Here is a 13,619-nt window from a genome sequence, read left to right on the forward strand (position 1 = left end):
GCCGCGGCGCCGCCCGGGCCGAGGAGGCCGCGGCCGAACTCGCCGCCTCCTACGGCGGCCGGCTGCCGCCCTGGGCCGAGCCGGTCCCGGCGCCGCGCGCCGTCGGGCAGGAACTCACCAGCCGCGAGCGGGAGATCGCCGTCCTCGCCGCGTCCGGGCTGGCCAACCGGGAGATCGCCGCCCGGCTGGTGGTCTCCGTGCGGACGATAGAGAACCACCTCCAGCGCGCCTACGGGAAGCTCGGCATCGACAGCCGCGGCGACCTCCCCGAGGCGCTCGCCGCCTGACGGACGGGGGCGGGACGGCCCGCGCCGCCCCGCCCCCACACCGTCAGTAGTAGAGGACGGCCCGGTCCCAGTCCTCGTCGGCGCCGAACAGGCCGCGCGGCTTGAGCACGTCCGGGTCGGCCGTGAGCACCTTCTCCGGCACCAGCGTGCCCGGCGCCAGCCCGGCGACCTCCGCCGGCACGCCCAGTTTCCGGGCCACCGCGGCGGCGAGCTCGTCCACCGCCTCCTTGCGCAGCTCCTCGGCGACCTCGAACTGCACCCGCAGCAGGTCCCGTTCGGCCTTGGCGCGCCAGAACGTCACCCCGAAGCGGGCGGGCAGCGAGAAGACCAGGTCCTCCAGCTCGTCCTGCGTCACCCGGCCCGTACCGACCGGGTAGGCGAACGCGGACCGGCCGAACACCCGGACCGTCGGCAGGTGCCAGCCGCAGTCGCAGTCGTCGTACGAGATCTCGACGTCGTCCGCCAGGTTGTAGCGGAGCAGCGGCATCGCCTCGCGGTAGAGCGGCGTCACCACGATCTGCCCGCGGCCCTCCTCCGCCAGCTCGCCGGTCTCCGGCGACCGCACCTCGAACAGCGCCCGGTCCGCCCACAGGTGGAGCCGGCCCGACGGGCACTGCCCGGCGAGGCTGCCGGTCTCCGTCGATCCGTACTCCTCGACGACCGGGACGCCCCAGATCTCCGAGATGCGCCGGCGCCGCGCCGGGCTGAGCGGCTCGCCGCCGACGAACAGGGCGCGCAGCGCCGGGAAGTCCTCGTCCGGCCGGAGCCCCGCGGCCCGCGCGGCGGCGGCCCACAGCAGCGTCTCGGTCGGGTTCGACCAGGTGAGCGTGACACCCAGGTCGCGCAGGACGCGGATGACGCGGGCGTGCGGCATGGCCGCCGACCGGCTGTCCGCCGGCACCACGGTGGCGCCGTGCGAGCGGGCCGCCGCGTGCGCCAGGTGCCCGGTGATCATCAGCGCGTAGGGGGTGCGGACCAGGAAGGTGTCCTCCGCGGAGATGCCCACCCACTTGCGGGCGTAGCGCTCGGCCAGGTCCTCCCAGTCCTCCGCCGTGAAGTACGAGGCGGTCGGGGTGCCGGAGGTGCCGCTGGACTCGTGGTACGTGGCCAGGTCCGCGCGGTCCACCGCCAGCAGCCCGAACGGGTAGTGGTCGCGCAGGTCCTGCTTGGTCGTCGGCTCCAGCGCGCGGAACGCCTCCACGGTCAGCGGCGCGCCGCCCGTCCGCGCGCGGTGGAACGGCGACCGTCCGGCCCGGTCGAGCAGCCGCGGCAGCCGGGCCAGTTGCAGGGCCCGCAGCTCCTCGGCGCTGCTCCACTGCCCTATCCGCGGTCGTGGCTCGGACATGGTTCTCCTCAGGGATCCGGGGTGGTGTCCCTTCAGATGAGCACGCGGCGCGCGCCGCCCGCATGAGTAGGCGCTACTCATGTCCGCACTCGTGTCCGCCGCCGGGCCGCGCGGGTTACCACCGCGTACGACGTCCCGCCGACGCCCCGGAGGCACCCGCGCGACGACTCCCGGCCACCCCGCCCGGCCGGAGAGTGAGTACCGGCTACTCATGCCCCCGGCCCGCCCGCCGTGGTCCGCTGGGACAGCGCCGCCGGAGCGCCGGGCCCGCCCGGCCCGGGGCCCGCCCGCACCCCGGGACGGCCGCCGGGGCGCCGCCCGGCCCGGGGGACGCACGAGGTCCGCGAGTCCCCGCAGGAACCCCACCCGAGGACCCACCGAGGAGAGGAACGCCCGCCATGAGTCCCACCCAGGGGCAGCACTATTTCGAGACGCAGAGCCGGCCCGCCGTCGACCCGTTGAGCGTCGCGGTCGCCCTCGCCGGCTCCGGCCCGTACACCGACCACGTCGTCTACGAGAACGGCGGCGACTGGGCGTACGCGGGCGGCTCGATCGCCGAGATCACCCTGGACCGCACCGGCGCCCGACTGCGCCAGGGGGACGCGCCCGAGGTCCACCTGCCCTGGACCGACCGCCCCCTGGACCTGGTGCGGGAACTCCTGGCCCGCGTCGACGTGCCCGAGTGGCGCGCCTACGGCTGGTCGGCGTTCGAGCTGTCCTACGCCAAGGACGGCGACCTCACGCACGTCGGCGACGGCCCGCTGCTCCGGCTCGTCGTCCCCGCCGCCGAGGTCCGGCTGCGCGCCGGCCACGCCCACCTGCGCGCCGCCGACCAGGAGACCCTGGCCGCGCTGCTGCACGTGGTGAACACCGCCGAGGAGGCCCCCGAGCGCGCGCCGCGCCCCCTGGACGTGCGCGGCACCGGCGAGGCCGAGTACCGCGAGGCCGTCAAGCGGGCCGTGGACGACATCAACCAGGGCGAGCTCCACAAGGTGATCCTCTCCCGCGTGGTCGACGTGCCCCACGCCGTCGACCTCGCCGCCACCTACGTAGCCGGCCGCCGCGGCAACAACCCCGCCCGGTCCTTCCTGCTGCACATGGACGGCCTGGAGGCCGCCGGCTTCAGCCCCGAGATCGTCGTCCGGGTGGACGAGGACGGGCACGTGGTCAGCCAGCCGCTCGCCGGCACCCGCGCCCTCACCCCGGACCTGCTCGCCAACGAGGAGCTCCGCAAGGACCTGCTGGCCTCCTCCAAGGAGGTCTACGAGCACGCCATCTCCGTCAAGGTCGGCACCGACGAGCTCGCCGACGTCTGCGAGCCCGGCTCCGTCGACGTCCCCGAGTTCATGACGATCCGCGAGCGCGGCAGCGTCCAGCACCTCGCCTCCCGGGTCTCCGGCCGGCTCGCCGAGGGGCGCGGCGCGTGGGACGGCTTCGGCGCCGTCTTCCCGGCGGTCACCGCCTCCGGCGTCCCCAAGGGCCCGGCGTACGAGGTGATCCGCCGCTACGAGAGCGAGACCCGCGGCCTGTACAGCGGCACGGTCATGACGGTCGACCACACCGGCGCCATGGACGCCGCCCTGGTGCTGCGCAGCGTCTACCGCCAGGACGGCCGCACCTGGCTGCGCGCCGGTGCCGGCATCGTCGGGCAGTCCACGCCCGAGCGGGAGTACGAGGAGACCTGCGAGAAGCTCGACAGCGTGGCCCGTCACCTGGTCCCGGCGGCCGAGTAACGGCTCGGGGCCGGACCGAGACAGCGCGTACGACACGGAGAAAGACGGGACACATGAAGGTCGACAACATCTACCTCGCGGGCGTGGGCACCTGCCTGCCGGACTCGGTCACCACCGAGGAGGCCGTCGCGAAGGGCTGGTACGACGCCGACGAGCGCGAGCGCTCCGGCATGGAGGCCGTGATCACGGGCGGCGACATGCCCGCCCCCGACATGGCCGTCAACGCGGCCCGCGTCGCCCTTGAGCGCTCCGGCCACACGCCGGACGACTTCGGCGCGCTGTTCCACAGCGACACCCACCACCAGGGCCCCGACGGCTGGTCGGCGCCGCACTACGTGCTGCGGAACACCCTGGACCGGCCGGTGATGGCGCTGGAGGTCCGGCAGGGCTGCCTCGGCATGCTCGCCAGCCTGGAGCTGGCCGCGCACCGGCTCACCACCCCCGGCACCCCCGACGCGGTGCTGCTGACCACCGGCGACAACTTCTCCACCCCCATGGTGGACCGCTGGACCGCCTCCAAGCTGTTCATCCTGGCCGACGGCGGCGCCGCCGCCGTGGTCTCCCGGCGCGACGGCTTCGCCAAGGTGCTCGCCATCGGCTCGGTCTCCAACTCCTCCATGGAGGAGCTGCACCGCGGCGGCGAGGTGATGTTCCCGCCGGGCATCACCATCGGCCGCTCCCTCAACTTCGAGGAGCGCAGCCAGTACTGGCGCGACCAGTGGGCCAAGGGCATCACGCCGCCCATGGGCCACTTCGGCGAGAGCGTCGCCGAGGTCGCCGAGCGGACGCTCGCCGAGGCCGGGCTGACCATGGACGACATCAGCCGCGTCTGCCACGTCGGCTTCGCGCGGGGGCCGCTGGAGGACATCTTCCTGGAGCCCCTCGGCATCGGCCTGGACCGGAGCGTCTGGGAGATCGCCCGCCGCGTCGGGCACACCGGCGCCGCCGACATCTTCGTCGCCCTGGAGCGGCTGCACACCTCCGGGCAGGTCGGCGCCGGCGACCGCGTCCTGCTCATCGGGGCCGCCACCGGCATGGAGGCCGGCTGCGCCGTCGTGGAGATCGTGCGATGACCTACGAACGCCCCACCTGGCCTGCCGAGTTCGCCGACCGCTACCGCCGCGAGGGCCTCTGGCGCGGCGAGACCCTCGACGGCCTGCTGCGCACCTGGGCCGCCCGGTACGCGGGCCGGACCGCGCTGGTGCACGGCGACCGCCGGTTCACCTACGAGGAGCTGGACCGGCGGGCCGACCGGACGGCGGCCGGCTTCCGGCGCCACGGCATCGAGCCCGGCGACCGCGTCGTCCTCCAGCTGCCCAACGTCGCCGAGTTCGCCGTCGTCTTCTTCGGCCTGCTCCGGGCCGGCGCCCGCCCGGTGTTCTCGCTCGCCTCCCACCGCGCGAACGAGATCCGGCACCTGTGCGAGCTGTCCGGCGCCGCCGGCTACGTGATCCCCGGGCAGCACCGGGGCTTCGACCACACCGCCCTCGCCCTGCGCATGGTCGAGGAACTGCCGACGCTGCGGCGGGTGTTCACCCTGGACGGCGAGGTGCCCGAGGGCGCGGAGGGGACGGTCGTCCCGCTGGCCGCCGTCGACGCCGAACCCCTGGCGGAGCCCGTCGCCAACGACCCGTCGGACACGGCGTTCTTCCTGCTCTCCGGCGGCACCACCGCGCTCCCCAAGTTGATCCCGCGGACCCACGACGACTACGCGTACCAGACCCGTACCGCCGCCGAGGTCAACGGCCTCACCGGCGACGACGTCTACCTGGCCGCGCTGCCCGTGGAGTTCAACTTCACCTGGGGCTGCCCCGGCGTCCTCGGCACCCTCCAGGCCGGCGGCACCGCCGTCCTCGCCGAGGACCCCACCGCCGACGACTGCTTCGCGCTCATCGCCGCCGAGCGGGTCACCTTCACCTCCCTGGTGCCCAGTGTGGCCCAGATGTGGCTGGAGGCCGCCGAGTGGCTGGAGCCCGACCTCGCCACCCTGCGCACCGTGCAGATCGGCGGCGCCCGGCTCCAGCCCGAGCTGGCCCGCCGCATCGAACCGGCCTTCGGCGCCCGCCTCCAGCAGGTGTTCGGCATGGCCGAGGGGCTGCTCTCCGTCACCCGCGCCGACGACGCCCCCGAGACGGTGTGGACCACCCAGGGCACCCCGCTCTCCCCGGCCGACGAGATCCGCATCGTCGACGAGCACGGGAACGACGTCCCGCCCGGCGGCACCGGCGAGCTCCTCACCCGCGGTCCGTACACCCTGCGCGGCTACTACCGCGCCGACGAGCACAACGCGCGGGCCTTCACCGCCGACGGCTTCTACCGCAGCGGCGACCTCGCCCGGATCACCGAGGACGGCCGGCTGGTCATCGAGGGCCGCATCAAGGACGTCGTCATCCGCGGCGGCGACAAGGTCTCGGCCGGCGAGGTCGAGGAGCACCTCCTCGCCCTGCCCAACGTGGCCCGCGCGGCCGTCGTCGCCGCCCCCGACGAGTACCTCGGCGAGCGCGTCCACGCCTGGATCGTCCCGGCCGGCGAGGCTCCGAAGCTCCGGGACGTCAAGGCGGCCCTGAGCGCGAGCGGCCTCGCCGACTACAAGCTCCCGGACCGCGTCGAGGCCGTCGCCGACTTCCCGCTGACCGGCCTCGGGAAGGTCGACAAGAAGGTGCTCGCCGCCGCCGCGGCCGACCCCTCCGCGCCCCGGCCCTGGAACGTCGCCCCCGAGACCGTCGCCTCCGAGACCGTCGCCTCCTGACCAGAAAAGGCTGAACTCTTCATGGAAAGCACCACTCCGGCCACCGGCCCCCTCACCGGCGACGACCTCCGCCGCATCCTCGCGGAGACCATCGGGACCACCCCCGACGAGATCGAGACCGACGTCAACCTCATCCACCAGGGCCTCAGCTCCCTCCAGATGATGCGCCTCGTCACCCGCTGGCGCCGCGAGGGCCTGGGCGTCGAGTTCCGCGACCTGGCCGCCGACCCCACCGTCGACGCCTGGGAGCGCCGCTTCGCCGAGGCGTGGCAGGCCCGCACGGCCGACGGGACGGTGCAGGCATGACCACCGCCCCCACCGGCCACACCGCCCCCACCAGCCACACCGGTCTCCTGTTCCGCGACGGCCACGTCTACCCCGGCGACACCGGCGCCACCGTCCTCTCCTCGGGCTCGGTGCTCGTCGTCGGCGACCGGATCGCCGCCGTCGGCCCCACCGCCGAGGTCGACGCGGCCGTCGCCGCCCTGGACCCCGCCGTCCGCGACGGACTCCGCACCGTCGACGCCCGCCGCTCGATGATCCTGCCGGGCCTGGTCAACCCGCACTGGCACGAACTCTTCGCCATGCGCATCCCGTTCAAGGGAGCGCTGCGCCCGCCGCACGACCGCGACGACGTCGCCGCGTTCATGGCCCTCGGCGGCGACCTGCGGCAGATCTCCGTCGTCTTCGACTCCTTCTACGACCAGGTCGACAGCCTCACCCCCGACGAGGCCCTGGCCGTCGCCCGGTACTCGATGTGGACGCAGCTCCGCACCGGCGTCACCACCCTCGGCGACGTCGGCTCCCTCAACCGGCCCGACGCCATGGCCGACGCCGCCCTCGACCTCGGCATCCGCTTCATGGCCAGCACCTGGGCCAGCGACGCCGTCTGCGCCCCCGGCGAGACCCGGTTCCGCCGCACCCGCGACGCCGACGGCGTCCTCGCCCGGCTGGAGACGCTCCTCGACCGGTGCGCCGCCGACACCACCGGCCGGCTGCGGGCCCGCCCCACCGCCGTCTACGGCACCAACATGACCGACGAGCTCGGCCGCGGCTTCGCCGAGCTGTGCGAGCGGTACGACGTGCCGTTCGCCGCCCACATCGGCGCCCTCCGCAACGAGGCCGAGGTGATGCGTACGTACTTCGGCGCCACCCCGGTCCGCCGGTTCGCCGAACTCGGGCTCGTCACCGACCGGTTGATGTCCGTGCACACCGGCTACGCCGACGAGGAGGAGCGCAAGCTGCTGCTCGCGGCCGGCGCCCACCTCAACCACTCGCCCGCCAAGTACGGCGGTGCCGGCGAGACCACCCTCACCGACACCCGCATGATCCCCGAACTGCGCCGGGCCGGCCTGGACGTCTCCCTCTCCACCGACGGCACCGCCCTGCCCATCAGCGGCATGGCCGAGTCCATGCGGGCCGCCTGGCAGATGTTCAACGAGATGTCCGGCGACCCCACCGAGGTGCTGCCCACCGACGCCCTCGCCATGGCCACCCGCATCCCCGCCAAGGGACTGCGGTGGGACCAGGAGGTCGGCAGCCTGGAGGCCGGCAAGCAGGCCGACCTCGTCGTCGTGCCCGTCGACGACTGGCGCTACCTGCTCAACCCCCGCCCGCTGGAGAGTTTCCTCGCCCTCGGCGGATCCATGGACATCGACACCGTCGTCGTCGCCGGTGAGGTGCTCCTGGAGGGCGGCCGGTCCACGCGCCTCGACGAACGACAGCTCAAGGACGACTACCTGGAAGCGCTCGGCTCCTTCTCCGTCCGGAGTCTGGGCATCCCCTCCGACGTCGTCCAGGGCCTGCTGGCGAAGGAGACGAATCGATGACCACCGTTTACGGACTGCGCGGCACGGCGCTCGTCACGGGCGCCGCGGGCGGCATAGGCGAGGCCGTGGCCCGCGCCCTCGCCGCCGAGGGCGTGGCCGTGGCTCTGCTCGACCGCGACAAGGACGCCCTGGATGCGCTCGCCGCCGACCTGACGGGCGCCGGCGGACGCGCCCTCGCCCTGCCCGCCGACGTCACCTCCGCCGCCGAGGTCGAGGCCGCCGTCGACACCGCCGAACGCGAACTCGGGCCCCTCACCCAGCTCGTCAACGGCGCCGGCATCCTGCGCTCCGGCAGCGTCCGCGAGCTCACCGAGGCCGACTGGAACGCCGTCCTCGGCGTCAACGCCACCGGCGTCTTCCACGTCAGCCGCGCCGTCGCCGACCGGATGGCCCGCCGCCGCGCCGGCGCCATCGTCACCGTCGCCTCCAACGCCGGCCGCACCCCGCGCATGAACCTCGCCGCCTACGCGGCCTCCAAGGCCGCCGCGAGCATGTTCACCGCCTGCCTCGGCCTGGAGCTCGCCGAGTACGGCGTCCGCTGCAACGTCGTCGGCCCCGGCTCGACGGACACCGCCATGCTCACCGCCCTCTGGGACGACGCGGACGCCGCCCGCGCCCACTCCGTCGACGGCGTCGCCGCGGAGTACCGGCTCGGCATCCCGCTGAAGAAGGTCGCCCGCCCCGAGGACATCGCCGACGCGGTCCTCTTCCTGCTCTCCGACCGCGCCGCGCACATCACCATGCACCACCTCACCGTCGACGGCGGAGCCACGCTCGGCGCCTGACGCCCCCCGCCGCACCGCACGCCCCTCAGTGAAAGGACGCCCCTCGTGGCCATCCCGCCGATAGCCCCGTACCCCATGCCGGCCGCCGACTCCCTGCCGGAGAACACGGCGGGCTGGACCATCGACCCCCGGCGCGCGGTGCTGCTCGTCCACGACATGCAGAACTACTTCGTGCGCCCGTTCACCGCCGGGCAGTCCCCGGCCGCCGAACTCGTCGCCAACGCCACCGCGCTGCGCGAGGCGTGGGCCGCCGCCGGCGCGCCCGTCGTCTACACGGCGCAGCCCGGCGCGATGACCGACGAGCAGCGCGGCCTGCTCAAGGACATCTGGGGCGCCGGGATGCCGGCGGGCGAGGAGCACCGGGCGGTCATCCCCGAACTGGCACCCCGCGAGGGGGACGTCGTCCTCACCAAGTGGCGGCCCTCCGCGTTCTGCCGCACCGACCTCCTCGACCTGATGCGCCGGCAGGGCCGCGACCAGCTGGTGATCTGCGGCGTCTACGCGCACGTCGGCATCCTGATGTCCGCCCACGAGGCGTTCTCGAACGACATCGAGACGTTCGTGGTCGCCGACGCGGTCGCCGACTTCTCGGCCGAGTACCACCGCATGACCCTGGAGTACGTGGCGACGCGCTGCGCCGTCACCCTGCCCACCGCCACCGCGCTGGCCGCCGTCGCCTCCGCCACCGCCGCCACCGCCGTCGCCCCGGAGCGGGTCGCGTGACCGCCCGCGAGCTGCTGGCCCGGATCACCGGCCCGACGCCACCGGACTTCGCCCTGCTGCACCGCGGCGGGGCGGCCGCCGGCGACCGGATCGACGTCCTCGTCGGCACCACCGCCGAGGCCGACACCGTCGCCGACATCCCGCTGCCCGCCCCGGGCGGCCGGGACCGGCACGAGGTGCTGGCCCTGCTGCCCTACCGGCAGATCCGCGAGCGCGGCTACGACCACCCCGACGACGGCGCGCCGCTGCTGGCGCTGACCGTCACCGGGCAGGCCGCGCTCACCCGCGCGGAGGCCCTGGAGGCCCTGCCCGACGGGCCCATCACCCTGCGCGGCGGCGACTTCGACCACGACGACGAGCGGTACGCCGCCACCGTCCGGCGGATCATCGACGAGGAGATCGGCCGCGGCAACGGCGCCAACTTCGTCATCAAGCGGTCCTTCGTCGCGGAGATCGCCGACTGGTCCGTCGCCACCGCCCTCACCTTCTTCCGCCGGCTGCTGGGCGGCGAACCGGGCGCCTACTGGACGTTCGTCGTCCGCGCGGGCGGCCGGACGTTCGTCGGCGCCTCGCCCGAGCGGCACGTCAGCCTCGACCGCGGCACCGTCGTGATGAACCCCATCAGCGGCACCTACCGCTACCCGCCGCAGGGCCCCACGCCCGCCGGCGTCCTGGAGTTCCTCTCCGACACCAAGGAGGCCAACGAGCTGTACATGGTGCTCGACGAGGAACTGAAGATGATGGGCCGGCTCTGCGAGGGCGGCGGCCGGGTCGTCGGCCCCTACCTCAAGGAGATGGCCCGGGTCGCGCACACCGAGTACCTCATCGAGGGCCGCAGCCGGCTCGACGCACGCGAGATCCTCGGCGGCACCCTGTTCGCCCCGACCGTCACCGGCAGCCCGCTGGAGAGCGCCTGCCACGTGATCAGCCGGTACGAGCCGGAGGGCCGCGGCTACTACGCGGGCGTGGCCGCCCTGTTCGGCCGCGACGCGGACGGCGGGCAGACGCTGGACTCCGCCATCCTCATCCGCACCGCCGACGTCGACGCCGACGGCCGGATGACCCTCTCCGTCGGCTCCACCCTCGTCCGCGACTCCACCCCCGCCTCCGAGGCCGCCGAGACCCGCGCCAAGGCGGCGGGCCTGCTCGCCGCGCTCCGCGGCGAGGGCCCGGCGCGGCCCGGGACGGCGGCGGGAGGCGGCGTCGGCGAGCACCCCGAGGTGCGGCGCGTCCTCGCCGAACGCAACACCCCGCTCGCCGACTTCTGGCTGGCCGACCCGGCCGCCCGGGCGCACCCGCTGCCCGGCCTCACCGGCCGCGACGTCCTGGTGCTCGACGCCGAGGACACCTTCACGGCCATGGCCCACCACATGCTGGCCGCGCACGGACTCCGCGTCTCCGTCCGCCGGTTCGACGAGGACTACCGGCTCGACGGGCACGACCTGGTCGTCCTCGGCCCCGGCCCCGGCGACCCCCGCGACCACGACCACCCCAAGATCCGGCACATCCGCGGCGTCGCCGGGCAGCTGCTGGCGAGCGGACAGCCCTTCATGGCCGTCTGCCTCGGCCACCAGGTGCTCAGCACCGTCCTCGGTCTCGACATCGTCCGCCGCGCCGTCCCCAACCAGGGCGTCCAGCGGAAGATCGAGGCGTTCGGCCGCACCGAACTCGTCGGCTTCTACAACACCTTCGCCGCGTCCAGCGCCACCGACTCCTTCCCCTGCCCGGTCCGCGGCGGCACCGTGCACGTCCACCGCGACCCCGAGAACGACGAGGTCCACGCCCTGCGCGGGCCCGGCTTCGCCTCGGTGCAGTTCCACCCGGCGTCCGTGCTCACCCGCAACGGCGTCGAGTTCCTGGGCACGGTGATGAGCGACCTCATGGCAGGGCACTGAACGCGGCACCACGCCCCTTCTTCCGGTTCTTCCCATCGCGCTCCCCTCCGAGCAGCTCCCCTCCGAGCAGAATGCACGAGGCCACGTCATGACCTTCCGCCTGACCGACACCCCGGCCGGCCCGGCCGCACGGACCCGGCCGCCGGCCACCTGGCGCCCGCTCCCCGCCGCCCAGCAGCCCGAGTGGCCGGACGCCGCCGCCCTCGACGCCGTCACCCGCGAACTCGGCGCCCTGCCGCCCCTCGTCTTCGCCGGCGAGGCCGAGCGGCTCAAGCACCGGCTGGCCGAGGTCGCCCGCGGCGAGGCGTTCCTCCTCCAGGGCGGCGACTGCGCCGAGACCTTCGACGGCGTCTCCGACGACGCCGTCCACCGCAAGCTCGCCACCCTCCTCCAGATGTCGGCCGTGCTCACGTACGCCGCCGCCATGCCCGTCGTCAAGGTCGGCCGGCTCGCGGGCCAGTACGCCAAGCCCCGCTCCAAGCCCGTCGAGACCCGCGACGGCGTCACCCTGCCCGTCTACCGCGGCGACGCCGTCAACGGCTTCGACTTCACCGAGGCCGCCCGCGTCCCGGACCCCGACCGGCTGCTCCGCATGTACCAGGCGTCCGCGAACACCCTGAACCTCGTCCGCGCCTACACCGCGGGCGGCTACGCCAGCCTCGGCCAGGTCCACGAGTGGAACCGGGACTTCGTCGCCGGTTCCCCCGCCGGCCGCCGCTACGAGCGGCTCGCCGACGGCATCGACCAGGCCCTCGCCTTCATGCGCGCCACCGGCGGCCGCCCCCAGGACTTCGACGACGCCGAGTTCTACGTCTCCCACGAGGGCCTGCTGCTCGACTACGAGGACGCCCTCACCCGCGTCGACGCCCGCACCGGCGCCCTCTACGCCGCCTCGGGCCACATGCTGTGGATCGGCGAGCGCACCCGCGACCTGGACGGCGCGCACGTCGAGTACTTCTCCCGCATCAGCAACCCCATCGCCGTCAAGCTCGGCCCGACCACCACCCCCGACACCGCCCTGCGGCTCGTCGACCGGCTCGACCCCGAACGGGAACCCGGCCGGCTGTCGTTCGTCATCCGCATGGGCGCCGGAAAGGTCCGCGACGTGCTCCCCGGCCTGGTGGAGAAGGTCACCGCCGAGGGCGCCACGGTCGCCTGGATCTGCGACCCGATGCACGGCAACACCATGGAGGCCCCCTCCGGCCACAAGACCCGCCGCTTCGACGACGTCCTGGAGGAGGTCCGCGGCTTCTTCGAGGTCCACAAGGCCCTCGGCACCCACGCCGGCGGCATCCACGTCGAACTCACCGGCGACGACGTCACCGAGTGCGTCGGCGGCGGCCACAACCTCGACTTCGACGGCCTGCACGCCCGCTACGAGTCGGTCTGCGACCCCCGCCTCAACCGCAGCCAGTCCCTGGACCTCGCCTTCCTGCTCGCCGAGGTCATGAACGAGACCCGGGCCGCCACGCGCCCGGACGCCGAGCTGGGCCCGCTGGGCGCCGGCATGTACGCGCCCGCCACGCTGGCCGGCTGACACAGGAACGGGTCACGACTGCCATGAGAACCCCCTCCGCACCGTCCGGGCCGCCGCTCGCCTGGACGGACCTCGACCGCCGCGCCGTCGAGACCGCGCGCGGCCTGGCCGTGGACGCGGTCGAGGCCGCCGGCCACGGGCACCCCGGGACGGCCATGAGCCTCGCCCCCGCCGCCCACCTCCTCTTCCGGCACCTGCTCCGGCACGACCCCACCGACCCGGGCTGGGCGGGACGCGACCGCTTCGTGCTCTCCTGCGGCCACGCCAGCCTCACCCTCTACACCCAGCTCCACCTCACCGGCTACGCCCTCACCCTCGACGACCTCAAGGCCCTCCGCACCGCCGGCAGCCGCACCCCCGCCCACCCCGAACACGGCCATACCCCCGGCGTGGAGACCACCACCGGGCCGCTCGGCCAGGGGCTCGCCAACGCCGTCGGCATGGCCATGGCGGCCCGCCGCGAACGCGGCCTCTTCGACCCCGACGCGGCCCCCGGCGAGAGCCCCTTCGACCACACCGTCTGGGTCTTCGCCTCCGACGGCGACCTGGAGGAGGGCATCAGCCACGAGGCCGGCTCCCTCGCCGGCCACCAGAAGCTCGGCAACCTCGTCGTCCTCTGGGACGACAACCGCATCTCCATCGAGGGCGACACCCGCATCGCCGTCTCCGAGGACGTCACCGCCCGCTACGCCGCCTACGGCTGGGACGTGCGGACGGTCGACTGGACGGTCACCGG

12 protein-coding genes are annotated in these 13,619 nt (G+C 74.4%); 11 read left to right on the forward strand and 1 reads right to left on the reverse strand.

From position 1 onward, the window contains the following. A partial coding sequence (locus JNW98_RS30795; protein ID WP_223771590.1) for a response regulator transcription factor occupies positions 1-287 on the forward strand: 287 nt, incomplete at its 5' end. A gap of 43 nt (positions 288-330) precedes the next feature. Here JNW98_RS30795 and JNW98_RS30800 read toward each other — a convergent pair. After that, a complete protein-coding gene (locus tag JNW98_RS30800; protein ID WP_223771591.1) occupies positions 331-1,632 on the reverse strand; it encodes a phenylacetate--CoA ligase family protein in 1,302 nt (433 codons plus the stop codon). Between the two features lie 398 nt (positions 1,633-2,030). Here JNW98_RS30800 and JNW98_RS30805 point away from each other — a divergent pair, with 398 nt between their 5' ends. The 10 genes from JNW98_RS30805 to JNW98_RS30855 form a co-directional block, all read left to right on the forward strand. Further along, positions 2,031-3,365 carry a salicylate synthase gene (locus tag JNW98_RS30805; RefSeq protein WP_223771592.1) on the forward strand — a complete coding sequence of 445 codons (1,335 nt, stop codon included), beginning with the start codon at positions 2,031-2,033 and terminating at the stop codon, positions 3,363-3,365. Positions 3,366-3,418: 53 nt separating this feature from the next. Then, entirely contained in the window at positions 3,419-4,438 is a 1,020-nt protein-coding gene (locus JNW98_RS30810; RefSeq protein ID WP_223771593.1) for a ketoacyl-ACP synthase III family protein, read from the forward strand. Continuing rightward, positions 4,435-6,114 (forward strand): (2,3-dihydroxybenzoyl)adenylate synthase, encoded by a 1,680-nt coding sequence (locus tag JNW98_RS30815; RefSeq protein ID WP_223771594.1) that lies wholly within the window; start codon positions 4,435-4,437, stop codon positions 6,112-6,114. Before JNW98_RS30810 ends, JNW98_RS30815 begins: the two co-directional genes overlap by 4 nt. Positions 6,115-6,135: 21 nt before the next feature. Beyond that, the gene (locus JNW98_RS30825; RefSeq protein WP_263421396.1) at positions 6,136-6,420 is read left to right on the forward strand and encodes a phosphopantetheine-binding protein; all 285 of its coding nucleotides are present in this window, start codon (positions 6,136-6,138) and stop codon (positions 6,418-6,420) included. Continuing rightward, a complete protein-coding gene (locus tag JNW98_RS30830) occupies positions 6,417-7,943 on the forward strand; it encodes an amidohydrolase family protein (RefSeq protein WP_223771595.1) in 1,527 nt (508 codons plus the stop codon). The genes JNW98_RS30825 and JNW98_RS30830 overlap by 4 nt, the downstream gene beginning before the upstream one ends. Continuing rightward, on the forward strand, positions 7,940-8,728 hold the full coding sequence (locus JNW98_RS30835) for a 2,3-dihydro-2,3-dihydroxybenzoate dehydrogenase (protein WP_223771596.1): 789 nt from the start codon (positions 7,940-7,942) through the stop codon (positions 8,726-8,728). The genes JNW98_RS30830 and JNW98_RS30835 overlap by 4 nt, the downstream gene beginning before the upstream one ends. A 45-nt stretch (positions 8,729-8,773) precedes the next feature. After that, a complete protein-coding gene (locus JNW98_RS30840) occupies positions 8,774-9,451 on the forward strand; it encodes an isochorismatase family protein (protein ID WP_308015686.1) in 678 nt (225 codons plus the stop codon). Continuing rightward, positions 9,448-11,346, forward strand: coding sequence for an anthranilate synthase family protein (locus JNW98_RS30845; RefSeq protein WP_223771597.1), 1,899 nt, complete (start codon positions 9,448-9,450; stop codon positions 11,344-11,346). The genes JNW98_RS30840 and JNW98_RS30845 overlap by 4 nt, the downstream gene beginning before the upstream one ends. 88 nt (positions 11,347-11,434) lie before the next feature. After that, entirely contained in the window at positions 11,435-12,883 is a 1,449-nt protein-coding gene (locus JNW98_RS30850) for a class II 3-deoxy-7-phosphoheptulonate synthase (protein ID WP_223771598.1), read from the forward strand. Between the two features lie 23 nt (positions 12,884-12,906). After that, positions 12,907-13,619 (forward strand): thiamine pyrophosphate-binding protein (locus JNW98_RS30855; RefSeq protein ID WP_504755604.1); only part of this gene is annotated, 713 nt, incomplete at its 3' end.

Source organism: Streptomyces huiliensis (assembly GCF_020037025.1).
In the GTDB taxonomy this organism is placed as follows: Bacteria; Actinomycetota; Actinomycetes; order Streptomycetales; family Streptomycetaceae; genus Streptomyces; species Streptomyces huiliensis.